Genomic DNA, 23,249 nt, shown 5'->3' on the forward strand with positions numbered 1-23,249 from the left:
ATGAGCGTGGCGGTGGACGAATTCCTCGCGATGCTCGCCACCGAGCGCGGCGCCGCCGCCAATACCCTTGCCGCCTATCGCCGCGATCTGGAAGGGTGCGAGGCTATCGTCGGCGACCTGGTCGCGGCCGATCGTGACGATCTCGCCGGGCTGGGCGGGGCGTGGGGCGATCTCGCCGCGTCCACCGTCGCGCGCCGCGTCTCCGCTCTGCGCCAGTTCTACGGCTTCTGTCTTGACGAGGACTGGCGCCGCGACGATCCTTCCGCTGCCCTGCCGCGCCCGCGCGCGCGCCGGCCGCTACCCAAGGTGCTCGGCCATTCCGAGATCGAGGCGCTGTTCGCCCGCGCCGAGGAAGAGGCGCACGGCGACCGTCCGCCCGCGCTGCGAATGCTGGCGCTGCTCGAACTGCTCTACGGCTCGGGCCTGCGCGCGACGGAACTGGTATCGCTGCCGGTGGCCGCGGTGCCGCGCGATGTGCCCTTCCTGACGATCACCGGCAAGGGCGGCCAGCAACGCATGGTGCCGGTATCGCGGAGGGCGCAGATGGCTCTCTCGCGCTGGCTGGCGGTGCGTCCCGGCGGCTCGCGCTACCTGTTTCCCTCGCGCAGGACGCACCTGACGCGGGTTCGTCTGCATCAGCTTGTCAAGGCGCTGGCGGGCCGGGCGGGCATCGATCCGGCGCGCCTTTCCCCCCATGTCCTACGCCATGCCTTTGCCACCCATCTGCTGGAGGGCGGGGCGGATCTGCGCGTCTTGCAGACGCTGCTCGGCCATGCCGATATCGCCACCACGCAGATCTATACGCACGTCGATTCGGCGCGGTTGGTAGCGCTGGTCAACGAGCGGCATCCTCTTGCGGGGCGCACGCGGGCGGGCTAGCGAGCCTGCCCATGACATCCTATCTCGAATTCGAGAAGCCGGTAGCCCAGCTGGAAAACAAGATCGCCGAACTGCGCAGCGCCGCGGGCGAGGACGACGACATCGACATCTCCAACGAGTTGCGGCGGCTGGAGGCCAAGAGCGCCGACCTGCTCGTGTCGACCTATGCCAGCCTGTCGCCGTGGCAGAAGACGCAGGTCGCGCGCCATCCGCAGCGCCCGCATTTCCGCGACTATGTCGAGCACGGGTTCGAGAACTTCATTCCGCTCGGCGGCGACCGCCTGTACGGCGACGATCTCGCCATCATGGGCGGGCTCGCCACGCTGAACGATCGCAAGGTGATGCTGATCGGGCACGAGAAGGGCCACGATACCGAAAGTCGCATCGCGCACAATTTCGGCATGGGCAAGCCCGAGGGCTATCGCAAGGCGATCCGCCTGATGGAACTGGCCGATCGCTTCGGTCTGCCCGTCGTCACGCTGGTCGACACCTCGGGCGCCTTCCCCGGCATAGAGGCGGAAGAGCGTGGCCAGGCCGAGGCGATCGCCCGCTCGACCGAGGCGTGCCTTGCGCTCGGCATGCCGATGGTCGCCGCGATCGTGGGCGAGGGCGGATCGGGGGGCGCGGTCGCGCTGGCCAGCGCCGAACGGGTGTTGATGTTCGAACACGCGGTATATTCGGTGATCTCGCCCGAGGGCTGTGCCTCGATCCTGTGGCGCACGGCGGAAAAGGCACCCCAGGCGGCCGAGGCGATGAAGATGACCGCGCAGGATCTCGAAGCGATCAACGTCATCGACCGCATCGTGCCCGAACCCACCGGCGGCGCGCACCGCGATCCGGCGACGGCGATCGGGTCGCTCGCAAGCGCCATTTCGGAAGAGCTGGACGGTCTTGCCGACCGCACGCCCGAACAGCTGCGCCGGCTTCGCGAGGATCGCTTCCTCGCCATCGGTCGCAACCTGAACAGGTAGCGAGCGCCGCCCGCCCCGGCCCGCACCGGGTTTGGGCTATGGGAACATTGCCAGCAATCGACGGTTTTCTCGACCAACCTGCGGGCGGGCCAACCGCCCGGCTTCGCACATGAGGAACCCGTCGATGTCGCATTCCCCCTCCGCCACGATCACCGCCCGGATACGCACCCTTGCGCTTGCCGGCGTCGCTTCCCTGTCGCTCGCCGCGTGCGCCAGCGTACCGGGCGCGAATATCCCGCCCGGATCGCCGATCACCCAGGCCGAAGCGCAGCAGGGGGCCGAATACCACCAGCAGTTCGTGCAGGAATTCGGCGGCGAGATGACCGGGCCGCACGCGCAATACGTGCAGCAGATCGGCCAGAACATCGCCGTCCAGTCGGGATTGGCGCAGAACCGCAACGCGTTCGACGTGACGCTGCTGAATTCGAGCGTGAACAACGCCTTCGCCGTCCCGGGTGGCTATGTCTACGCCACGCGGCAGCTGGTGAACCTGATGAACAACGAGGCGGAGCTCGCCGCCGTTCTCGGCCACGAGGTCGGCCATGTCGCGGCGCGCCATTCGGCCCGGCGGCAGGCGGCGGCGCAGCGCAACCAGCTGGGCGGGGCGGCCATTGCCATCCTCTCCAATATCCTGCTGGGCGATTCGACCGCCGGCAACCTGCTGTCGCGGGGCGCGCTGCAAGGTGCGCAGGCGCTCACGCTCAGCTATTCGCGCGATCAGGAACTGGAAGCGGACGGGCTCGGCGTGCAGTACCTCAAGAGCGCCGGCTACGACCCCCATGCGATGGCGACGTTGCTGCAAAGTCTCGCCGCGCAGAACCAGCTCGACGCGCAGTTGCAGGGACGCGACGACGCGACGATTCCCGAATGGGCTTCGACCCACCCCGATCCGGCAAGCCGTATCCAGAACGCGCTTCAGCTGGCCGGCAGCACGACCGGCGTGGTCAACCGCGAGACGTTCATGAGCCGCATCGACGGCATGATCTACGGTGACGATCCGGAGCAGGGCGTAATCGAGGGGCGGCAATTCATCCATCCCGAACTCGGCTTTACCTTCACCGCCCCGCAAGGCTATTACATGGTCAACAGCACGCGCGCCGTATCGGTCAATGGCGATGGCGGCCGGGCGCAGCTGACGACGGCACCCTACCAGAACAACCTCGATACCTATGTGCGCCAGGTCTTCGCCTCGCTCAGCGATCAGCAGCAGATCCAGCCGCAGGGCGTGCAGCGTACCACGGTGAACGGCCTGCCCGCCGCATACGGCACGGCGCGCGTCAACAACGGTCAGCAGCAAGTGGACGTGACGGTGTTCGCCTACGAATTCTCGCCCAGCCAGGCCTACCATTTCATCTCGATCACGCCGGCGGGCCAATCGGGCACGTTCAATTCGCTGTACAATTCGATGCGGCGCATCTCGGCAACGGAAGCGCAGAACGTGGTTCCGCGGCGCGTGGACGTGGTGACGGCGGGCGGGGGCGATTCGATCGCGTCGCTGGCGCGCCGGATGGCCTATCCCGACGCACAGGTAGAGCGCTTTCGCGTACTGAACGGACTGTTCGGCAACGCCGAGGTCGTTCCGGGTCAGCAATACAAGATCGTCGTCCGCTCGAACTAGGAAGGGTCGCAGACAGGCAGGGGCGGCGGACCGATCGCGGCCGCCGCCTTTATCCGGCTTCGATCGCGAGCAAAAGAAAGGGGCGGCAGGTTTCCCCGCCGCCCCTCGCTGTGGCCGAGGCCGTCAGCTCTTATCCGGCATTTGCGGTATTGGCATCCTTCAGTTCGGTGCCGACGTTGTTGAAGGTCGTGCTCAGCTCGTTGCCGAGGCTCTGCATCGCTGTGATGGCGGCGACGGCGATCAGGGCGGCGATCAGGCCGTATTCGATGGCGGTGGCGCCCTGCTCGTCGCGGATCATGTTCTTGAAGAAGGTCATTCGTAGTCTCCTGGTTTTGGTCTTCGGTACCCGGCTCGATCGGTAATACGCCGACCGTGCAGTTTTGCGTTTTAGGCGGCAGGTGTTGAAAAAGGTTTAAGGCGTTGCCGCCTGAACCTTGGTCTGCACGCCTCCCCACATCGCGTTCGTCTCGGTCGCCAGCGCCTGCATGGCGGTGATCATGGCGATGACGATAAGGGCGGCGATCAGTCCGTACTCGACGGCAGTCGCGCCCCGTGTGTCGCGGATCAGGGCCAGCATCAGTCGGATGGTATTCATTCGCAGGTCTCCTGAAGCTTGCGACGGGACCGGTTTCGCAGCCAAATGCTAACAAAACCTTGAGAGGCGCCCACGACATGGCAAATATTCCGACATGGCTGCCGGTGGTCGCACTGGCCCTGTTCGATTCGCGCGGGAGGATGCTGATGCAGCGCCGTCCGGCGGGAAGACATCATGCCGGTTGCTGGGAATTTCCCGGCGGCAAGGTCGAAGCGCTTGAAACTCCACGCGAAGCGCTGGTGCGCGAGATCGCGGAGGAACTGGGTCTGTCGCTCGATGCGTCGGCGCTCGCACCCGCGCACTTCGCCGATGACCAGGGCGCGCGTCCGCTTGTCCTGTTCCTTTACACCTCGAACCAGGCCGTCGGTCGGCCCGCATCCCTCGAGGGGCAGGAATGGGCATGGCTGACGCCTGACGAGGCCGGCGAACGCGATCTGGCGCCGCTCGACAGGGTGTTGTTGAGCGGTTTGGCGAAATAGCGCACCTTCGCCCTTGCCAAGCGAAGGCGATGCTCCTATCCGCCCACTTCCCAAGCGCGCCCGTAGCTCAGCTGGATAGAGTACCTGACTACGAATCAGGTGGTCGGAGGTTCGAATCCTTCCGGGCGCGCCATCAAAAGGCCGCTTCTCCGTTCGGAGGCGCGGCCTTTTGTGCGTCTGGAGGAGGCTGCGGCGTTACCGCCGGCTTCGCCTGCGCATGGAACCGCGCGTGGGCGTCTCCGTTCATCGGACGAACAGACAGGAGATTCCCGACTATGTCCGAAGACATTTTCGCGCGCCTCAAGCAGGACCACGAAGATCACCGCAAGCTGCTCGACCGGCTGGCCGACACCAGCGGCGAGAGCGAGGAGCGCAAGTCGCTGCTGGAACAGTTCACCAAGGACGTGAAGAGCCATGCCGCGGCCGAGGAGCAGGCGCTGTATTCGACGATGCTGCGCAAGCCCGAAACCACCGACGAGACGCGCCATTCCGTCGCCGAGCATCACGAGATCGACGAGATGCTGAACGATCTGGCGGCGACCGACATGTCCTCCAGCGCGTGGAAGACGAAGTTCGACAAGCTCGACCACGATTACCGCCATCACATCAACGAGGAAGAGGAAGACCACTTCCCCGACTTCGAGAACTACCTGACGCAGGAGGACGAGGAGCATATGCGCGAGGTGTTCGATCGCCGGAAGGAAGAGGAAAAGGCGCAGGCCGAGGTAACGCCCGAAAAGATGGAAGACGCCAAGGAATAGGACCGAACAGGGACGGGGGCCGTTGGAGGATATCGATCACAGGGTGGAGGGGTTTACCGATGCCTCCGCCGCAAAGGGCGTGTGGCGCTATGCCCATGCGCGCCGGGCGCGCCTGGTAATCGACGGGGCCGATTACTTCGATCTCATCCAGCAGGCGATGCTCAAGGCCCGTCAGCGCATTCTCCTGATAGGATGGGATTTCGACACGCGAATCCATCTCAAGCGCGGGCGGCGCTGGTGGCAGAAGGCGTGGCGGCGTGAATATCCTTCCAGGCTCGGCAGTTTCATCGTCTGGTTGACCAACCATCGCCCCGATCTGGAGATTCGCATCCTGAAATGGGGGTTCGGGATGTTCTCGCTGGCAGCGCGCGGCTCGATGGCCGCCGATCTGCTGCGCTGGTGGCCGCATCGCCGTATCGATTTCAAGTTCGATACCGCGCATCCGATGGGATGCAGCCATCACCAGAAGATCGTGATCATCGACGACAATTTCGCGGTTTGCGGCGGCATCGACATGACCGCGCGGCGCTGGGACACGCGCGAGCATATCGAGCATGACGACCGCCGCCGCGGTCCGAACGGCAACCTTTATCAGCCCTGGCACGACGTCACGATGATGATGGAAGGCGATGTCGCCGGTGAACTCGAAAGCCTCGGCAGGGCCCGGTGGGTGCGCGCCGGGGGCGATCCGCTGACCCCTTCGGCGCAGACCGATCACAGCGCCTGGCCAGAAAAGCTGGTGCCGCATTTCGAGGATGTCGAGATCGGCATCGCCCGCACGCGGGCCGCCTATGACGGCGACGACAAGGTCGACGAGATCGAGGATCTGTTTCTCAGGCATATCGCCGGCGCCGAGCGCTTCGTCTATGCCGAAAGCCAGTATTTCGCCTCGCGCTCGATCTGCGAGGCGATCGCGGCGCGCCTGGAGGAGGACGATCCGCCGGAATTCGTGATCGTCCACCCGATCAGTGCCGACGGATGGCTCGAATCGCAGGCGATGGACCCGGCCCGGGCACAACTGGTCAACGCGCTGCGCGCACTCGACACGCATGACCGGTTCCATATCTACGTCCCCTACACGGGCGAGACGCCGATCTACGTGCACGCCAAGCTCACCATCGTCGACGACCGGATCCTGCGGGTGGGATCGGCCAACATCAACAACCGTTCGATGGGGCTGGACAGCGAATGCGATGTCTTCATCGATTGCGCCCGGCCGGGAAACGGGCATTGCGGCCCGACCATCCGCCGCATTCGCCATTCCATGCTGGCTGAGCATCTGGGGCTGTACGAGCAGGACATTGGCCTGCTGCTGGATCGCCACGGTTCGATGGCGGCGCTGATCGCGGCGGAGGGCAATCGCAAGCGGCGTCACCTGCGGCCTTTTCATCCCGACGAATCGAGCGAGGTCGCTACCGACCTTGCCCTGCGCGAAGTGTTCGATCCGGAGGAGCCGGAAGAGATGTTCGAAATGCGCGATCGCAAAAGTGGCCTTTTCCGCAAGGGCACCCTATTGGCGAAGGCGCGCGCCAGGTTCCGGCGCCAGCGTCGCCGCTTGATGGGAAAGACAGATGAGTAGCCTGGTAGGCCCGGACGAGGACGATCCGCGCGGAAAGCCCCCTGTGCCCGAGGAGGTGCAGGAAGCCATCCGGACGCTGATCAGGTGGACGGGCGACGACCCGGAGCGCGAGGGTCTTCTCGACACGCCTTCCCGCGTCGCGCGTGCGTGGAAGGAATACTGCCAGGGATACCAGGAGGATCCCGGCTATCACCTGTCCCGCGTGTTCGAGGAAGTGGGTGGGTATGACGAGATCGTCCTGCTGAAGGACATTCCGTTCCAGAGCCACTGCGAGCATCACATGGCGCCAATCATCGGCAAGGCGGCCATCGCCTATCTCCCGACCAATCACGTCGTCGGCATCTCGAAGCTTGCCCGGGTGCTGCACGGCTACGCGAGACGCCTGCAGATCCAGGAACGGCTGACGGCCGAGGTCGCGCAGTGCATCTGGGACGCGCTGCAACCGCAGGGCGTGGCGGTGGTGATCGAGGCGAGCCACGCCTGCATGACCGCTCGCGGAGTTCGCACGCCGGGCGTGACGATGGTCACCAGCCGGGTCATGGGCACGTTCCGCGAGGATCACCGCAGTCGCGAGGAAGTGCTCAAACTGATGGGATACTGACCGCGCGCGTAACCTGCGATGCGCGGTAGATACATGACTTGAAAGGATTGCGATGACGGCTTTGCGCGTAAGGGGCGGGCAACGGCTGAAGGGACAGATCGAACCTTCGGCGAACAAGAATGCGGTGTTGCCGGTATTGTGCGCGACGCTTCTCAGCGATGCGCCGATCATGCTTCGCAACGTGCCCGAAATCACCGACGTTCAGCGCATCCACGCCTTCTTCGCCGATCTGGGCAGCACCGTCGACTGGAACCGCGACGCCAAGACGCTGGCGATCGACCATTCCTCCATCTCCCCGGACGCGAAGGCCAAGCTGCCCCAGGCAATGCGCGCCTCGATCATGATGATACCCGGGCTCCTCGCCCGGCTCGGCGAAGCCCGGCTCGAGCACGAGGTGAAAGGCTGCACGCTCGGCGCGCGCGAGATCGATCCCCACGTCGCCGTGTTCAAGGCGTTCGGCGCGGAAGTCAGCCACGAAAAGAAGGACATCGTCTTCCGCAACAAGGGCAAGGCCGATGGCGCGCGGATGTGGCTGGAATACGCCTCCGTCACCACGACAGAGAACTTCATCATCAGCGCGCTGACCGCGAGGGGCACCAGCCAGATCGTCAACGCCGCCTGCGAACCGCACGTGCAGGAATTGTGCAGCTTCCTCGAAAAGATGGGCGCGCGGATCGAGGGGAAGGGCACGTCGATGGTTTCGGTCGAGGGGGCGAGCGAGTTCACCAGCGTCGATTACACCTTCGTCGAGGATTTTCACGAGATCACCACCTTCCTCGCACTGGCGGCGGTAACCGGCGGGGACATTTCGGTCCGCAATACCCGGCCCGGGGATTTCATGCTGATAGACCAGACGTTCGAGAAGTTCGGCGCGAAGGTCAGTCACGAAGACGGGTGGTCGCGGTTGAACGCGCCTGCGCAGCTGGAAGTGCAGCAGAACTTCACCAGTCACCTGACCACCAAGGTCGAGGCCGCGCCGTGGCCCTATATTCCCGCGGACCTTCTGCCGATCTTCATCGCCCTTGGCGTGAAGGCGAAGGGGCAGACGATGTTCTGGAACAAGGTCTACGAAGGCGGGCTGACCTGGCATACCGAACTGTCGCTGTTCGGCGCGCACACGCTGCTGTGCGATCCGCACCGGCTCATCACCTTCGGCGGCGACAAGCTGGTGCCGGCAACCGTGACCAGCCCCTACATCATCCGCGTTGCCATCGCGATGCTGATGGTCGCCTCCAGCATCGACGGGGAATCGACGATACTCGACGCCGACCCGATCCGCCGCGCGCACCCCGATTTCGTGGCCAACATCGACAGCCTCGGCGTCGATGTGAGCTGGGACGACTAGGGTCCGCCATGCCCGGCGAGCCGACGCCGGGCACCGGGCCGGCTAGGTCGCATCCGAAAGCAAAGGGGCGCCACAGCGGGCGCCCCCTGCATTCTTCCGGTCGTGCCGGGATCAGAGCTGGCCGAGCATGTGTTCGGCGCTGGAAACCTTGAAGTCGCCGGGTTCCTCGACGTTGATCTCGGTCACCACGCCGTCCTCCACGATCATGGAATACCGGTTGGACCGGGTGCCCATGCCGTATCCGCTCATGTCGGCGGTCAACCCCAGCGCCTCGGCGAAATCGCCGCTGCCGTCGGCCAGCATCGTGATCTCGTCGGCGGAGTTGGCATCCTTCCAGGCATGCATGACGAACGCGTCGTTGACGCTGGTGCAGGCGATCTCGTCGATACCCCTGGCCTTCAAGTCGTCGGCCTTGTCGATATAGCCGGGCAGGTGCTTGGCAGAGCAGGTCGGCGTGAAGGCCCCCGGGACGGCGAAGAGCGCGACCTTGCGACCGGCGAAGAAGTCGCTCGACCGGACTTGTTCAGGGCCGTCGGGCGTGGCCTTCACCAGTTTCACGTCGGGCAGCTTGTCGCCTTTGGAAATCGTCATCAGCTATTCTCCTGTCTGGTTCGCGCTTCCAGATAGGGCGCAGGCGGGCGCAGGCAAGGTGCGATCGGGCCGCGCGCGCGGGGGTTGCCGCCGGTGCCGCCCGCTTCTATGGCGCGCGGCATCGAGATACAGGCGTCGCGCGGAGCCCCGGCGGCGTTTCCACCAGAAACGAACAGGAGCAGTGCCCGTGGCCGACGCCGCTTTTACCGATTATATCGTCAAGGACGTTGCGCTCGCCGACTATGGCCGCGCCGAGATCGCCATTGCCGAAACCGAAATGCCCGGGCTGATGGCGACGCGTGAGGAATACGGCGAGGCCAAGCCGCTGAAGGGCGCCCGCATCACCGGCTCGCTGCACATGACGATCCAGACCGCCGTGCTGATCGAGACGCTGGTGGCGCTGGGTGCCGAGGTGCGCTGGGCGACCTGCAACATCTTCTCCACCCAGGACCACGCCGCCGCCGCGATCGCCGCGCAGGATATTCCCGTATTCGCGGTGAAGGGTGAAAGTCTGGCCGAATACTGGGATTACGTCGGCAACATCTTCGACTGGTCGAGCGACGACGACGCCGACCGCACCGCAAACCTCATCCTCGACGATGGCGGCGATGCCACGATGTTCGCGCTGTGGGGCGCGCGGGTCGAGGCGGGCGAGGACCTGCCCGAACCCGGCAACGCCGAGGAAGTCGAGTTCCAGCGCTCGCTCAAGGCGTTTCTCAAGAAGAAGCCCGGCTATCTGACGAAGTCGGTGCAGAACATCATGGGCGTTTCGGAAGAGACGACCACCGGCGTTCACCGCCTCTACAGCCTCGCCAAGCAGGGCAAGTTGCCGTTCCCGGCGATCAACGTGAACGACAGCGTGACCAAGTCGAAGTTCGACAACCTCTACGGCTGCCGCGAATCCCTGGTCGACGCCATCCGCCGTGCCACCGACGTCATGCTGTCGGGCAAGGTCGCGCTGGTCGCCGGCTACGGCGATGTCGGCAAGGGGTCCGCCCAGTCGCTGCGCAATGGCGGCGCGCGCGTTCTCGTGACGGAGATCGATCCGATCTGCGCGTTGCAGGCGGCGATGGAAGGATACGAGGTCGTGACGATGGAGGAGGGCGTCAAGCGCGCCGACATCTTCGTCACCACCACCGGCAACGAGGATGTCATCACCGCAGAGCACATGAAGGCGATGAAGCCAATGAGCATCGTGTGCAATATCGGCCATTTCGATTCCGAGATCCAGATCGGCGCGCTCGACAATTACGACTGGACGGAGCTGAAGCCCGGAACCGACCTGGTGAAGTTCCCCGATGGCAAGGAGATCATCGTGCTGGCCAAGGGCCGCCTGGTGAACCTGGCCTGCGCCACCGGCCACCCCAGCTTCGTGATGAGCTGTTCCTTCACCAATCAGGTGCTGGCGCAGATCGAGCTTTACAAGAGCGGCGAGAAGTACGGCAACGATGTCTATGTCCTGCCCAAGCATCTGGACGAGAAGGTCGCCGCCCTGCACCTCGACAAGCTCGGCGTGCAACTGACGAAGCTGAGCCAGAAGCAGGCCGACTATATCGGCGTTCCGGTCGACGGGCCGTTCAAGCCCGCGCACTATCGCTATTGATGTGGCGCACGCCCCCTCCCGCACGCGCGGGAGGGGGCTGCTTTTCCAGCGTTAATCCCGTTGCACTAAGGCTCCGCCCCGAATAGCTGCAACGGCGATGGAACTCACCCCCACCGCGCTTGCCCTGCTGGGCCTTCTGCTGGCCGCCTGGACGGCCGGCGCGGTGTGGCTGGTGATCGGATCACTGCAACGCGCCCGCGCCGCCCGCGCCGCGCGTTCGACGGTACGCCGCCTGTCCCGCATGATAGAGGATTCTCCGGCAATTCCGCTGCTGGTGAAGACCGACGGCAAGATCGAGGGCCCGGACCGCCTGGCCGCCTGGCTCGGCCTCGCCCGGCTGCCCGGCTACCTGAGCGAACTGGATGGCGGCGACACCGGGCTGACGGAGTTCGACCTCGAACAGCTGCGCGACGCAGTGCGGCGGACGCAGAAGACAGCCGCGCCGTTTCGCATGGTCGTGACCCCGCGTGGTTCCGAGAAGAGCCTCGCCTTGCGCGGGCAACTCGCCGATACCGCGGTCAGCACCGGCGGGGCGGCGCTGGTCTGGTGGTTCGACTTCTCGGAAAGCCAAGGGGAGCTGGCGCGGCTGCGCGCCGAAACCGCACGGGCGCGCAACGACTTCGCGGCGCTCGTGGGCCTGATCGAGGCCGCCCCGATGCCCATGTGGTTTCGTGGCCCGGACATGGCGCTGCGCCTCGTCAACAGCGCCTATGTCGAGGCGGTCGGAGCCAGGAACGCGCAGACGGTCGTCGACGAACAGGTGGAACTGGTGGAGACGGTCGACGGACTGACGGCTGCGCAGGTGGCGGCCCAGGCGCATGAGCGCGACCTGCCGGTGGAGCGCATCGTGCAGGCGACCGTCGGCAGCCAGCGCCGCTCGCTGCGCGTCAGCGACCTGCCGCTGGGGGAGGAGGGCGTCGCCGGTTACGCCGTCGATATCGAGGAAATGGAAGAGCAGGGGCGCGAGTTCCGGGCCTTCCGGGCCGCGCAGCGCTCCATGCTCGATCTGCTCAGCGTGGGGGTCGCGCAGTTCGATGCCGACCGGCGGCTGGCCTTTTCCAATCAGCCATTCCAGCGCATCTTCGCGCTGCCCGCCTCCACCCGGATCGATCCGCCGCAATTCGAACGGTTTCTGGATCTGGCGCGCGACAAGGGCCGCTTGCCCGAGGTCCGCGACTTTCCCGAATTCCGCAGCGAACTCGCCCACTGGTTCACACGGGATGCGCCGCACGAGGATGCCTGGACGTTGTCGGACGGCACCCATCTTCGCATCGTCGCCCAGCCAATGCCGGATGGCGGGCTGGTCCTGGTGGCGGAGGACCGCTCGGAGCAGCTGGCGCTCTCGGCGACGCGCGATACGCTCCTGCGAACGCGCACGGCGACCTTCGATTCGCTGTTCGAATCGCTGGGCGTTTTTGCTCCCGACGGCCGGATGCAATTGTGGAACCGCAGCTTTCCGGCGATCTGGGGTATTCCCGAGGAGTTTTTCGACGAACATCCGCATGTCGACAAGCTGCTCGACCGCATTTCCAACCGGCTTGCCCGCCCCGGCCAGCGCAAGGCGATCGGCGAGGTCGTGCGCGCCGCCACGCTCGACCGGCGGCAGATGGGCGGGCAGGTCATGCTCTCGGACGGGCGCACGCTGGAATTTGCGGGCGTACCGCTGCCCGACGGCAACGGCCTGCTGACGGTCATGGACGTCACCGATTCGACCAAGGCCGAGGAAGCGCTGCGCGAACGTGCCAGTGCGCTGGAGGAAGCGGACGCGGTAAAGACCCGCTTCCTCGCCAACATGTCCTACGAATTCCGCACGCCGCTCACTTCCATCGGCGGCTTTGCCGAATTGCTGCAATCGGGCGTGGCGGGCGAACTGAGTGAGCAGGGCAAGGAATATGCAGGGGCCATCGTCACGTCGGTCGCGCGCCTGTCGAAGCAGATCGAAAGCGTGCTGGATCTGACCCAGAGCGAAGCCGGACTGCTGCCGATGGCGACCGAGGAGGTGGATCTGTTCACGTTCACCACGCAGGTGGTGCGTGCCAGGGAGGATGCCATCGAGGCGAAGAACCTGACGCTCGACCTGCGCGGGGATCGCGGCGCGGGATCGGTCATGGCCGACGCCCGGCAGCTCGGCCGCGCCCTGGGCAACCTGCTCGACAACGCCATCGACGCCACGCCTGACGGGGGCCGGATCCTCGTCGCGCTGACCCGCCGCAAGTCGGGTGCGCGCATCGTCATCTCGGATAACGGGGAGGGGATGAAGCCGAGTGAACTCGCCCGCGCCATGGACGGCTACCGCCTGGGGGGCGAGGCGGGAGAAAGCGAAGGCAAGCGCGGGCTCGGCCTGCCGCTCGCCCGGCAGCTTATCGAGGCGCATGGCGGGCGACTGGAAATCCAGAGCGAGAAAGGCGCCGGCACGACCGCGACGGTCTTGCTGCCATGACCGATCGGTGCGCGCCGTGATGACACTCGACCTGCCCGATCTGGCCGCGATGCAGGCTTTCGGCGCGCGGATCGCCGGGCGGCTGGAGGCAGGTGACGTGGTGGCCCTTTCCGGCGGCCTGGGCGCCGGAAAGACCACGCTCGCGCGGGCGATCCTGCATGCCCTTGGTCACGAGGGCGAGGTGCCGTCACCGACCTTTACCATCGTGGAAATCTACGAAAATCTGCGCCTCCCCGTCGTTCACGCCGATTTCTACCGGCTCGCCGATCCCCGGGAAGTCGGCCAGATCGGCCTCGACGACTACCGCGACGGGGCCGCGCTGCTGGCCGAGTGGCCCGACCATGCCGGCGGCTTCGCGCACGAGTGCACCTGCCTTTCGGTTGAGCTGGAAACTGCGGAAGAGGGGCGCAGGGCGATTGTCGAAGGGGGGCAGGCTTGGCTAGGGCGTATGCCATGAGCGAGACAATTCCCGACGGCGTAGAAAAATTCCTCACCGACGCGGGGTGGCAGGGCGCGGCGATCGACCCGCTGCCCGGCGATGCCAGTTTCCGCCGCTACTACCGGGTACGGCGGGGGGAAGACCGGGCGATGCTGATGGACGCGCCGCCCCCGCACGAGGATCCTAGGCCCTTCCTGCTGGTCGGCAAGTGGCTGACCGAGCATGGCCTGCGCGCTCCGCGCATCTACGCCGAAGCGCCGCAGCGCGGCCTCGTGCTGATCGAGGATTTCGGCGACGACCGGATGCGCGATTTCCTCGACGACAACCCGGACGCGGAACGCGAAATCTACACCAGAGCAATAGACGCGCTGGTCGAACTGCATGCTCGTCCGCCCGGTCCGTTCGATGCCTACTCGCTGGAAACCTATCTGCGCGAAGTCTCGCTGTTTCCCGACTGGTTCTGCCGCGCGGCGGATCTCGGCGTCGACGCAATGGGGTTCGAGGCGGCCTGGCGCGAGGTGCTCGAACCGCTTCTCGAACGCCAGCAACCGGGCGTCACGGTGCTGCGCGATTATCACGCCGAGAACATCATGCTGCTGGGCGCGGACGGAACCTATACGGGGGAACAGGGGCTGATCGACTTCCAGGATGCGCTGGTCGGGCATCCGGCCTACGACATCGTCTCCCTGTTGCAGGATGCGCGCCGCGACGTCGCCCCGGACCTGGAGGCGGCGATGCTCGAGCATTACCGCGCGCGCGTCGATTGCGACCGCGACTTCGATGCCGATTACGCCCGCCTCGGCGCGCAGCGCAACGCCAAGATCGTCGGCATCTTCGCGCGCTTGTGGAAGCGCGACGGCAAGCCGCGCTACCTGCCGATGATTCCGCGCGTGTGGGACGCGATGGAGCGCGACCTTGCGCATCCGGCGCTCGAGCCTGTCGCCCGCTGGTTCGATGCGAACATTCCGGACGAGGTGCGCGAACACAGGGGAGGGGTGCTCGGATGACCGAACTCGCCAGCGATACCGCGATGGTGCTCGCCGCCGGTCTGGGCAAGCGGATGCGGCCGCTCACCGCGACGCAGCCCAAGCCGATGGTTCGCGTGGCCGGCAAGCCGCTGCTCGATCATGCGCTGGACCGGCTGGCCGATGCCGGCATCGCGCGCGCCGTCGTCAACGTCCATTACCTCGCCGATACGGTCGAAGCGCATCTGAAGGAGCGGACGAAACCTGCGATTACCATTTCGGACGAACGGGAGGAACTTCTGGAAACAGGCGGCGGCATCGTACTGGCCGAACCGCACCTGCCCGATCCGTTCTTCTGCCTGAACTCGGACAATATCTGGCTCGACGGACCGCGCGATTGCTTCGCCGACCTGTCGGCCGCCTGGGATGCGGACAGGATGGACGCGCTCTTGTTGCTGGTGCCGCACAAGGGCGCGCGCAATTTCAGCGGGCGCGGCGATTTCTACATGGACCCGCAAGGCCGCGTCTCGCGTCGCTCCGCGAGCCGGGTGGCGCCCTTCGTTTTCACCGGCATACAGCTTATCGCCAAACGGCTGATGCGCGACGCGCCGCAGGGCAAGTTCTCGACCAATATCCTGTGGGACCGCGCCATCGAGGAGGGGCGGCTTTTCGGTACGGCCTTTACCGGCCAATGGTTCGAAGTGGGTACGCCCGGCGCCATTCGCCCCACCGAAGAGGCGCTGGCGGGCCATTGATGAACGTCGCAAGGCCGCCGGCACCACAGGTCTATTCCATCGCCGCCCATCGCGGGTTCGCCGACGCGCTCGTTGCGGGGCTGGTTCCGCGGTATGCCGATGGCGATACCGGACTGGCGCGGCTGACCCTGCTGCTCCCGTCCGCCCGCGCGGCGCGCACGATGTTGGACGCCTTCGTGCGCCATGCTGGTGACACTGGCCGCGAAGGCTTGCTGATGCCGCGAATGGTGCTGGTGGGGGATCTCGATCTCGACGAGGCGCTCGGTCCGGTGTTCGATTCGCTCGGCGCGGGCGCCGCCATCCCGCCCGCTGCCGATCCCACCCGCCGCTGGTTGCGACTGGCGCAGATGATCCGCGAGCAGCATGGCGAGAATGCGCCGAAGGGAAATGCCCTGCTGCGGCTGGCCTTCGAGACGGGGCAGGTGATGGACCGGCTGCTGGTCGAGGAAATCGCGCCCGAGGATCTGCTGTCCGACCAGGTGCTCGATCTGGTCGGCGACCTCTCGGATCACTGGCGCGAGTACCTGCACCTGTTCGCCACGGTCCAGCGGCGATGGCTCGCCGAACTGGCGGAACGCGGGGAACTCGACGCGGCGGCCCGGCGCAACCTGCTGTTCCGCGAAGCGGCAAGACGCATGCGCGCAGATCCGCCCGCAACGCCCTTCGTCGCGGCCGGGGTGACGAGCGCCGCGCCCGCGCTCGCCCGGCTGCTCAGGACGGTGGCCGAACTGCCGCAGGGGGCGGTGGTGCTGCCCGATCTGGACCTGTCGATGGATGATGCCGTTTGGGACGAACTGGGCGCGGCGGGCGAGACATCCGCCGAAACCCCGTTCGGACGCGGCGACGCCGTCACCCATCCGCAATATCACCTGAAATTGCTGCTCAACCGCATGGGCATAGCGCGGGCGGAGGTCCAGCACTGGCACCGCGCAGGCATGACCAAGGGGCCGCCCGAGCGCAGCCACGCGATCTCCAGCCTGTTCCTGCCGCCGCAGGCGAGCAAGGCGTGGGTCGATCTGCCCCCCGCTCGCCGGCGCATGGCGGGGGTGCGGCTGGTCGAGACGGCCAATCCTGAGGAAGAGGCGCAAACCGTCGCGTTGATGGTGCGCGAGGCCTTGGAAACGCCCGAGCGGCGCGTCGCCGTCGTCACACCCGATCGTGGCCTGGCGGGGCGCGTGGTCCATCACTTGCGGCGCTGGAATGTCGAAGCGGACGATTCCGCTGGCCGGCCCCTGTCGCAGACCGCGGCGGGAAGGGTGCTGCTGTTGCTGGCAGAGGTTGCGGCGCAGGCGGCGGCGCCTGTTCCCCTCGTCGCCCTGCTCGAACATCCGCTGGTCGCGGCGGGGGAGGGCCGGGCGCGATGGCTCGCCGCCGTGCGCCGGTTCGAACTTGCCCTGCGCGGTCCGCGCAAGCAGCCGGGCCTCGAACCGTTGCGAACGCTCGCCCGGCAGGCGAAGGCGGCCGAATGGTGGGAGATGGTCGAACCCACGCTTTCCCCCCTGATGGGCGAGAGTGCGCGCGATCTCGCCGTCTGGCTGGATCTGCTGGCGGAAGCGGCCGAATCGCTGTGCGGCGATGCGGTCTGGGCACGCGAGGACGGGCGGTCGCTATCCGCATTCGTCGATGACCTGCGCCTGCCGGCGCGCGATACCCCGATCGCGCTCGAACCTGCTGACCTGCCCGCGGCGCTGCGCGACGCGATGGACAGGGTGGCAGTGCGCCCGCCCTATGGCGGCCATCCTCGCGTCGCGATCTACGGTCTGCTCGAAGCGCGGATGACCCGCGCCGATCTGGTGATCTGCGCCGGGTTGAACGAGGGGACCTGGCCGCCCACGCCCGCTTCCGATCCGCTGCTGGCCCCCGCCGTGCTGCGCGCACTGGGCGTGCCGGGGGCGGAGTTTCGCATCGGGCTCGCCGCGCACGACCTCGCCGGAGCGATGGGGGCGCCCGACGTCGTGCTCACCCGGGCGCGCCGCGATGTCGCCGGACCGGCCATCGCCTCGCGCTTCGTGTTGCGGGTCCGCGCCCTGCTGGGCGCCGATCTGGTGCAACGCCACGAAGATGCGGACGTGGTGACACTCGCCCGGGCGCTCGATGACGGACGCCCCGTGCCGCATCATCCGCGTCCACAACCCATGCCCGGCGCGGATCAGCGGGCCATGCCGATCAGCGTCACCGCGCTCGACCGTCTGCGATCCGATCCGTATCAGTTCTACGCCGCGAAGATCCTGCGCCTGGGCGAACTCGATCCGCTCGACGCCGAACCTGGCCCGGCGTGGCAGGGCAGCCTGGCGCATGCGATCCTGGAAGGATGGCACAAGGGCGAGGGATCGCTGGAAGAAATGGCGGACAGGCACTTGCGCGAATTGTCCGCCCACCCGCTGCTGCGCGCCATGTGGCGACCGCGGCTGCTGAAGGCGCTCGAATGGATTGCCCTGCGGATCGAGGCCGATCCGGCGCGCACTCCGGCGGCCATCGAACAGTGGGGCGAAATGGAGGTGCGCGGGATCCGCATCTTCGGCAAGGCGGACCGGATAGATCGCGCGGCCGACGGATCGCTCGCGGTGGTCGATTACAAGACCGGTTCGCCGCCTTCGGGGCGCGCGGTCGAGGCGGGTTACGCACTTCAGCTCGGCACGATCGGCCTGATCGCGAAGGCGGGAGGGTTCGAGGGGCTGTCGGGCGATCCGGCGAAGTTCGAATACTGGTCGCTGGGCCGCGATGCGAAGTCCGAAACCGGGTTCGGCTACGTCGCGACGCCGATCCTCGAAGATGGCAAGCGCAGCGGCATCCCGCCGGGAGAATTCCTGCCCCAGACCCGCGAGTTCCTGCACGACGCGCTCGAGAAATGGATTCTCGGCAATGCGCCCTTCACCGCGCGTCTCAACCCCGATGCGCCGGGATACGACACCTACGACCAGCTCATGCGGCTCGGCGAATGGCAGGGCCGCGAAGGGGACGTGGCATGAGCGGCCGGGTTTTTCCATTGAAGGACAATCAACGCTACGCGGTCGAACCTGCCGATAGCGTGTGGCTGTCCGCATCGGCAGGAACGGGCAAGACGCAGGTGCTTTCGGCGCGCGTGCTGCGCCTGCTGCTGACGCCGGGCGTGAAGCCCGAACAGATCCTCTGCCTCACCTTTACCAAGGCCGGTGCGGCGGAAATGGCGACCCGCGTGAACGAGGTGCTCGCGAACTGGGTGCGGATGAAGCCCGAGGCGCTCGCCGCCGACCTCTCCGCCATCAGCGCGGCGGTGGACGACCAGACGCAGGAGCGGGCGCGGACGCTTTTCGCGAGTGTTCTCGACTGCCCCGGCGGCGGCCTGCGCATCGACACCATCCACGCCTTCGCGCAGTGGCTGCTCGCGGCTTTCCCGCAGGAGGCGGGCCTCGTCCCCGGCACGCGCCCGATGGAGGATCGCGACCGGGACCTGCTGGCCGACCGGGTGCTGCGCGATCTGCTGGTCAAGTGGCAGTCGGCCGACCGTGACGCGGTGGAGGCGCTCGAGATGCTTTCCCTGCGGATGGGGCCGGACGGGGCGAGGGGCTGGCTGATGCGCTGCGCTCAGGCGCGCGAGGCGTGGTTTGGCGCAGGCTCCTGGCAACCGCCGATGCGCGAACGGGTGGAACGGCTTCTCGGGCTGGAGGCGAGCGTGACCCGCGACAGCCTGTGCGCGCTTTGCGCCGACGACCAGGCGGGAATCGACCTCGTGCGGCAGGTCATGTGGGCATATGACGGCTGGGGAGCGAAGAGCGGACGAAAGTTCGCCGAGCTGACCGGCGAGTGGCTTACCCGCGCACCAGCGGATCGGTTCGAGGGCAGCGCGGACCTTCTCGGGCAGCTCTACAACGACAAGGGATTGCTGAAGCACCAGACCAACCTGGAAAAACAGGACGAGACCGTCACCGGGCTGGCGGAACGGGCGCGCGAATTCCTGCACGGCGTCGCGGAGAAGGCAGCCCTGCTGGCGCTGGTCGACGTGGTCACGCCGGCGCTGGAAGTCGGGCGCAAATTCGCGATCGCATGGGACGAGGCCAAGGCGCGCGAGGGACTGGTCGATTTCGACGACCTCATCCGCCGTGCCGCCGCATTGCTCGGCAAGTCGGACATGTCCGCGTGGATCCGCTACAAGCTGGACCGCCAGTTCGATCATATCCTGGTGGACGAGGCGCAGGACACCAACGCGGCGCAATGGCGAATCATCGATGCGCTGACCGACGATTTCTTTGCCGGACTTGGCCAGAAGGACGGCCGCGAGCGCACCATTTTCGTCGTCGGCGACTACAAGCAGGCGATCTTCGGCTTCCAGGGCACGAGCCCGGAAAACTTCGCCGCCGCGCGCAATCGCTATGCGGAACTGATGCGTGTGCGGGTGGAAAACCAGCTCGGGCTGAGGCGGGAGCTGACGGCGCGCGAACTGCGTGACCTGGGCCTGGGCCGCTCCTACCGCACGGCGCAGAGCATTCTTGGCTTCGTCGACCGGGCCATTGCGGCCATCGGCCACGACGCCTTCGGCCTGGACCGGCAACCCGAGCCGCACAGGGGCGACGAACGCCCGGGTCTCGTCACCTTGTGGCAACCCGTTTCCGGCCAGGCCGACGACTCCGAAAGCGAGGGCGAGGGGCCGGAACTGCGTGTCTCCGAACCCGAGCGAATTATGGCCGATCGCATCGCCGCGCAGATACGCCGCTGGATGGATCGCGGTTTTCCGCTGGTGAAGGGGCGCGCGCGCAACGCCACGCCGGGCGACGTCATGGTGCTGGTGCGCAAGCGCAAGGACCTGGCCGGTCTGATTGTCGCGCGGCTGCATGCTGCCGGCGTGCCGGTGGCCGGCGTGGACCGTCTGCGTCTGGGGGCGCCGCTCGCGGTGAGGGATCTGATGGCAGCCCTGCGCTTCGCCGCACAGCCGAGCGACGATCTGAGCCTCGCCTGCCTGCTGGTGTCGCCGGTGTTCGGATGGAGCCAGCAGGATCTGCTCGACCACGGCTGGCGCGAGAAGGGCAGGGGTCTGTGGGATCATCTGCGCGATTCCCGGGCGGCGCAGGTGGTGGAGACGGTCGCGTCGCTGCGCGATCTTCTTGCCCGCGCCGATTTCGAGCCTCCCCAGGCGCTGCTTCACTGGCTGCTGGTCGGTCCGTGGCAGGCCCGCCGCAAGCTCGTCGCCCGCCTGGGGCGCGAGGCGAACGATCCCATCGACGAGTTGCTCAACGCGGCGCTGCAATTCTCCGCCAATAATACGCCGAGCGTGCAGGGCTTCATTCGCTGGTTCGACGCCGGCGAGGGCGAACTCAAGCGCGAGGCGGAAGGCGGCGGCGATCTGGTGCGGGTCATGACGGTCCACGGATCGAAGGGATTGCAGGCACCCATCGTCATCCTGGCCGATGCGTGCGGCAACCCCGACGCCTCCCGCACGACCGGTCTGGAATTGCGGGAACGGCTGGCCGACGGGGAAGGGCGGCTCCTTCCGCTGCCGCCCCTGTCGAAGGACGAGCGTGTTGGCCGCGTCGCCGAGGCGGAAGAAGCGGCAAGGGCGGCCGAGCGGCAGGAACACTGGCGCTTGCTCTACGTCGCCATGACGCGGGCGGAGGAGGCGCTGTTCATCGGCGGAGCGCTGGGCAAGCGGGAGAAGGAACCCGCCGCCGACAGCTGGTATGCCCGCCTCGCCCCGCTGTTCGGCGGCGACTGGCTCGACGACCCTGACTGGACTGCGCGAAAGGAACTGGGCGAACGGGCCGACGAGGTTGCGGATCGATCGCAGGCCGATCTGCCCATTCCGCCGGTGCTGCCCGACTGGGCGCTTGCCCCCGTCGGCCCGGAACCGCGCCCGCCCCGGCCCCTGGCGCCCTCCGCGGGGGCGGAGGAAACGGGTGCGGACCCGCCGCTGCCGCCAGCGCAGGCCGCCATTGCCGCGCGGCGTGGCGTGCTGATCCACGCGCTGCTCGAACGGCTGCCCGACGTCCCGGCGGAACGGCGCGCAGGCGGCGGGCGGGCCTGGCTCGAACGGCACGCGCCCGATCTCGACCCGGAAGAGCGCGAGGACATGCTGGACCAAGCGCTGGCGGTTCTCGCCACGCCGGAATGGCGCGATCTGTTCGGGCCTGCCGCGCTGGCCGAGGTTCCGCTGGCGGCGACGGTCGCCGGGCAGGTGATCGCCGGCACCGCCGACCGCCTCCTGATCGAACCCGGGCGCGTGCTGGTGGCCGATTTCAAGACCGCGCGCCGCCCTCCCGCCGATCTGGGGCACGTCCCCGGTTCGACGTTGCGACAGATGGCAGCCTACGTCGCGGCGCTGCGGGTTATCTATCCCGGCAGGACGGTGGAGGCGGCGGTGCTGTACACGCAGACCCCGCAATTGATCGCCATTCCCGCCGATTGTCTCGACCGGTACAAGCCCGGCCATTCCCCCGCGCAGGAAAGCTATCGCGCCTGAGGCATTGTCCTTGGCACGCGCGCCCTTACGTAGAAGGCCAAGATACGAGGAGATTTGACGATGGCGACCAAGACCGTGACCGACAGCAGCTTCCAGGCCGACGTACTCGACGCAGACAAGCCGGTGCTCGTCGATTTCTGGGCCGACTGGTGCGGACCGTGCAAGATGATCGCGCCCGCGCTGGAAGAGCTTTCCGACGAGATGAGCGATCAGGTCACCATCGCGAAGATGGACATCATGGAAAACCCCGACGTGCCGGGAAAGATGGGCGTTCAGTCGATCCCGTTCCTGGTGCTGTTCAAGAATGGCGAGCCGGTCGCCCAGCAGATGGGCGCGGCGCCGAAGAACGCCCTCAAGGACTGGTTGCAGGGTTCGCTCTGACGCCAGCCGCCGGCGCGCGGAGCGCTGCCAGCCGTTTCGCCATGTCGTCCCACAGCCGCGGGGAGGCGGCACCGACGAGGCCGGTACGCCCGACTTCGTCCACGCGGTAGGGCGATCCGTCGTCGGGCCGCGCGACCTTGCCGCCCGCTTCCTCCAGCCAGAGGGCGGCGGCGGCATGGTCCCAGGCCAGCGTGCGCTCGAAGATCGAGACGTCGTTCTCACCCAGGGCAAGGCGCGGATACTGCTCGGCGGCGCAATAGGGAATGTCGACCAGCCGGTAATGCGGACAGATGTGGGCCTTCATGGCCTCGCGCTTCGCATCGTCCATGAACAAGAGCGATATGGCGGCCACGGGCGGCGTTTCGCCGGTTTCGCGCGCTTCGATGCGTTCTCCGCCGACGAACGCCCCCTTGCCGCGGTGGGCGGCACAGAAACGACCGGTCAGGCAGTCGTAGATCCACCCGCTCTGCGCCAGCCCCTCGTCCGCCTGCGCGATAAGGATGCCGAAGGGCGGCTTGCCTGCCGCAAAGTTGCGCGTGCCGTCGATTGGATCGACTATCCAGCATGCGCCCTGCAACCGCTCCAGCACGGCAGGATCCGCATGGGCCGCTTCCTCGCCGACCACCGCAAGGCCCGGGGCGAGCTTTTCCAGCCCCTCGCGCAGCGCAGCTTCGCTTTCCCGATCGGCGATGGTGACGGGGTCGTTGCCGCCCTTGTCCTCTATCTCGCCGGCATCGAGGTTCTGGTAGCGCGGCAGGATGATGCGCTCGGTAACGTCGCGCAGCAGGCTGAGGATTTCGCGGTCGATGATGCTCAT

20 protein-coding genes and 1 tRNA gene are annotated in these 23,249 nt (G+C 66.9%); 17 read left to right on the forward strand and 4 right to left on the reverse strand.

Annotated elements, in window-relative coordinates:
- From EG799_RS13595 to EG799_RS13605, 3 genes are all read left to right on the forward strand, one after another.
- A complete protein-coding gene (locus EG799_RS13595) occupies positions 1-879 on the forward strand; it encodes a tyrosine recombinase (RefSeq protein WP_123882347.1) in 879 nt (292 codons plus the stop codon).
- Positions 880-890: 11 nt separating this feature from the next.
- Positions 891-1,850 carry an acetyl-CoA carboxylase carboxyltransferase subunit alpha gene (locus EG799_RS13600; protein ID WP_123882351.1) on the forward strand — a complete coding sequence of 320 codons (960 nt, stop codon included), beginning with the start codon at positions 891-893 and terminating at the stop codon, positions 1,848-1,850.
- 124 nt (positions 1,851-1,974) lie between these two features.
- Positions 1,975-3,468 carry a M48 family metalloprotease gene (locus tag EG799_RS13605; RefSeq protein ID WP_123882354.1) on the forward strand — a complete coding sequence of 498 codons (1,494 nt, stop codon included), beginning with the start codon at positions 1,975-1,977 and terminating at the stop codon, positions 3,466-3,468.
- A gap of 130 nt (positions 3,469-3,598) precedes the next feature.
- On the opposite strand, the gene EG799_RS13610 is transcribed toward EG799_RS13605, so the two are convergent.
- Positions 3,599-3,784, reverse strand: a complete 186-nt coding sequence (locus EG799_RS13610) for a Flp family type IVb pilin (protein WP_123882357.1) — start codon at positions 3,782-3,784, stop codon at positions 3,599-3,601.
- Positions 3,785-3,880: 96 nt separating this feature from the next.
- Entirely contained in the window at positions 3,881-4,063 is a 183-nt protein-coding gene (locus tag EG799_RS13615; protein ID WP_181950903.1) for a Flp family type IVb pilin, read from the reverse strand.
- 77 nt (positions 4,064-4,140) lie between these two features.
- On the opposite strand from EG799_RS13615, the gene EG799_RS13620 reads away from it, so the two are divergent.
- From EG799_RS13620 to EG799_RS13645, 6 genes are all read left to right on the forward strand, one after another.
- Positions 4,141-4,542, forward strand: a complete 402-nt coding sequence (locus EG799_RS13620; protein WP_123882360.1) for an NUDIX domain-containing protein — start codon at positions 4,141-4,143, stop codon at positions 4,540-4,542.
- A 56-nt stretch (positions 4,543-4,598) separates the two neighbouring features.
- Positions 4,599-4,675 (forward strand) — tRNA-Arg (locus EG799_RS13625).
- Positions 4,676-4,817: 142 nt separating this feature from the next.
- A complete protein-coding gene (locus EG799_RS13630) occupies positions 4,818-5,303 on the forward strand; it encodes a hemerythrin domain-containing protein (protein ID WP_123882363.1) in 486 nt (161 codons plus the stop codon).
- A 22-nt stretch (positions 5,304-5,325) separates the two neighbouring features.
- The gene (locus EG799_RS13635) at positions 5,326-6,882 is read left to right on the forward strand and encodes a phospholipase D-like domain-containing protein (RefSeq protein WP_181950904.1); all 1,557 of its coding nucleotides are present in this window, start codon (positions 5,326-5,328) and stop codon (positions 6,880-6,882) included.
- Positions 6,875-7,483, forward strand: a complete 609-nt coding sequence (gene folE, locus EG799_RS13640) for a GTP cyclohydrolase I FolE (protein WP_123882366.1) — start codon at positions 6,875-6,877, stop codon at positions 7,481-7,483. The genes EG799_RS13635 and folE overlap by 8 nt, the downstream gene beginning before the upstream one ends.
- Before the next feature lie 52 nt (positions 7,484-7,535).
- Positions 7,536-8,828 carry a UDP-N-acetylglucosamine 1-carboxyvinyltransferase gene (locus EG799_RS13645; protein WP_123882369.1) on the forward strand — a complete coding sequence of 431 codons (1,293 nt, stop codon included), beginning with the start codon at positions 7,536-7,538 and terminating at the stop codon, positions 8,826-8,828.
- A gap of 111 nt (positions 8,829-8,939) precedes the next feature.
- On the opposite strand, the gene EG799_RS13650 is transcribed toward EG799_RS13645, so the two are convergent.
- Complete coding sequence (locus EG799_RS13650) at positions 8,940-9,419, reverse strand: peroxiredoxin (RefSeq protein ID WP_123882372.1); 480 nt, start codon at positions 9,417-9,419, stop codon at positions 8,940-8,942.
- A 187-nt stretch (positions 9,420-9,606) separates the two neighbouring features.
- Here EG799_RS13650 and ahcY point away from each other — a divergent pair, with 187 nt between their 5' ends.
- From ahcY to trxA, 8 genes are all read left to right on the forward strand, one after another.
- Complete coding sequence (gene ahcY, locus EG799_RS13655) at positions 9,607-11,022, forward strand: adenosylhomocysteinase (protein ID WP_123882375.1); 1,416 nt, start codon at positions 9,607-9,609, stop codon at positions 11,020-11,022.
- Between the two features lie 97 nt (positions 11,023-11,119).
- Positions 11,120-13,462: a PAS domain-containing sensor histidine kinase gene (locus EG799_RS13660; protein ID WP_123882378.1), complete on the forward strand. Its 2,343-nt coding sequence runs from the start codon at positions 11,120-11,122 to the stop codon at positions 13,460-13,462.
- A gap of 19 nt (positions 13,463-13,481) precedes the next feature.
- A complete protein-coding gene (gene tsaE / locus EG799_RS13665) occupies positions 13,482-13,919 on the forward strand; it encodes a tRNA (adenosine(37)-N6)-threonylcarbamoyltransferase complex ATPase subunit type 1 TsaE (RefSeq protein WP_123883165.1) in 438 nt (145 codons plus the stop codon).
- Complete coding sequence (locus EG799_RS13670) at positions 13,916-14,908, forward strand: aminoglycoside phosphotransferase family protein (RefSeq protein ID WP_123882381.1); 993 nt, start codon at positions 13,916-13,918, stop codon at positions 14,906-14,908. The genes tsaE and EG799_RS13670 overlap by 4 nt, the downstream gene beginning before the upstream one ends.
- Entirely contained in the window at positions 14,905-15,621 is a 717-nt protein-coding gene (locus tag EG799_RS13675; RefSeq protein ID WP_123882384.1) for a nucleotidyltransferase family protein, read from the forward strand. Before EG799_RS13670 ends, EG799_RS13675 begins: the two co-directional genes overlap by 4 nt.
- Positions 15,621-18,590: a double-strand break repair protein AddB gene (gene addB, locus EG799_RS13680; protein ID WP_123882387.1), complete on the forward strand. Its 2,970-nt coding sequence runs from the start codon at positions 15,621-15,623 to the stop codon at positions 18,588-18,590. The genes EG799_RS13675 and addB overlap by 1 nt, the downstream gene beginning before the upstream one ends.
- The gene (addA, locus tag EG799_RS13685; protein ID WP_123882390.1) at positions 18,587-22,051 is read left to right on the forward strand and encodes a double-strand break repair helicase AddA; all 3,465 of its coding nucleotides are present in this window, start codon (positions 18,587-18,589) and stop codon (positions 22,049-22,051) included. Before addB ends, addA begins: the two co-directional genes overlap by 4 nt.
- Before the next feature lie 60 nt (positions 22,052-22,111).
- Entirely contained in the window at positions 22,112-22,432 is a 321-nt protein-coding gene (trxA, locus tag EG799_RS13690; protein ID WP_123882393.1) for a thioredoxin, read from the forward strand.
- On the opposite strand, the gene EG799_RS13695 is transcribed toward trxA, so the two are convergent.
- Positions 22,404-23,249: an inositol monophosphatase family protein gene (locus EG799_RS13695; protein ID WP_123882396.1), complete on the reverse strand. Its 846-nt coding sequence runs from the start codon at positions 23,247-23,249 to the stop codon at positions 22,404-22,406. The two genes, trxA and EG799_RS13695, sit on opposite strands and share 29 nt — an antisense overlap.

It is taken from the genome of Aurantiacibacter spongiae (assembly GCF_003815535.1).
Lineage (GTDB): Bacteria > Pseudomonadota > Alphaproteobacteria > Sphingomonadales > Sphingomonadaceae > Alteraurantiacibacter > Alteraurantiacibacter spongiae.

Excerpts from the sequence above, each read along its gene's own strand:
- EG799_RS13595 (WP_123882347.1), top strand. The coding sequence starts at position 1 with ATGAGCGTGGCGGTGGACGAATTCCTCGCGATGCTCGCCACCGAGCGC.
- EG799_RS13600 (WP_123882351.1), top strand. The coding sequence starts at position 891 with ATGACATCCTATCTCGAATTCGAGAAGCCGGTAGCCCAGCTGGAAAAC.
- EG799_RS13605 (WP_123882354.1), top strand. The coding sequence starts at position 1,975 with ATGTCGCATTCCCCCTCCGCCACGATCACCGCCCGGATACGCACCCTT.
- EG799_RS13610 (WP_123882357.1), bottom strand. The coding sequence starts at position 3,784 with ATGACCTTCTTCAAGAACATGATCCGCGACGAGCAGGGCGCCACCGCC.
- EG799_RS13615 (WP_181950903.1), bottom strand. The coding sequence starts at position 4,063 with ATGAATACCATCCGACTGATGCTGGCCCTGATCCGCGACACACGGGGC.
- EG799_RS13620 (WP_123882360.1), top strand. The coding sequence starts at position 4,141 with ATGGCAAATATTCCGACATGGCTGCCGGTGGTCGCACTGGCCCTGTTC.
- EG799_RS13630 (WP_123882363.1), top strand. The coding sequence starts at position 4,818 with ATGTCCGAAGACATTTTCGCGCGCCTCAAGCAGGACCACGAAGATCAC.
- folE (WP_123882366.1), top strand. The coding sequence starts at position 6,875 with ATGAGTAGCCTGGTAGGCCCGGACGAGGACGATCCGCGCGGAAAGCCC.
- EG799_RS13645 (WP_123882369.1), top strand. The coding sequence starts at position 7,536 with ATGACGGCTTTGCGCGTAAGGGGCGGGCAACGGCTGAAGGGACAGATC.
- EG799_RS13650 (WP_123882372.1), bottom strand. The coding sequence starts at position 9,419 with ATGACGATTTCCAAAGGCGACAAGCTGCCCGACGTGAAACTGGTGAAG.
- EG799_RS13660 (WP_123882378.1), top strand. The coding sequence starts at position 11,120 with ATGGAACTCACCCCCACCGCGCTTGCCCTGCTGGGCCTTCTGCTGGCC.
- tsaE (WP_123883165.1), top strand. The coding sequence starts at position 13,482 with ATGACACTCGACCTGCCCGATCTGGCCGCGATGCAGGCTTTCGGCGCG.
- EG799_RS13670 (WP_123882381.1), top strand. The coding sequence starts at position 13,916 with ATGAGCGAGACAATTCCCGACGGCGTAGAAAAATTCCTCACCGACGCG.
- EG799_RS13675 (WP_123882384.1), top strand. The coding sequence starts at position 14,905 with ATGACCGAACTCGCCAGCGATACCGCGATGGTGCTCGCCGCCGGTCTG.
- addB (WP_123882387.1), top strand. The coding sequence starts at position 15,621 with ATGAACGTCGCAAGGCCGCCGGCACCACAGGTCTATTCCATCGCCGCC.
- addA (WP_123882390.1), top strand. The coding sequence starts at position 18,587 with ATGAGCGGCCGGGTTTTTCCATTGAAGGACAATCAACGCTACGCGGTC.
- trxA (WP_123882393.1), top strand. The coding sequence starts at position 22,112 with ATGGCGACCAAGACCGTGACCGACAGCAGCTTCCAGGCCGACGTACTC.
- EG799_RS13695 (WP_123882396.1), bottom strand. The coding sequence starts at position 23,249 with ATGAGCATCATCGACCGCGAAATCCTCAGCCTGCTGCGCGACGTTACC.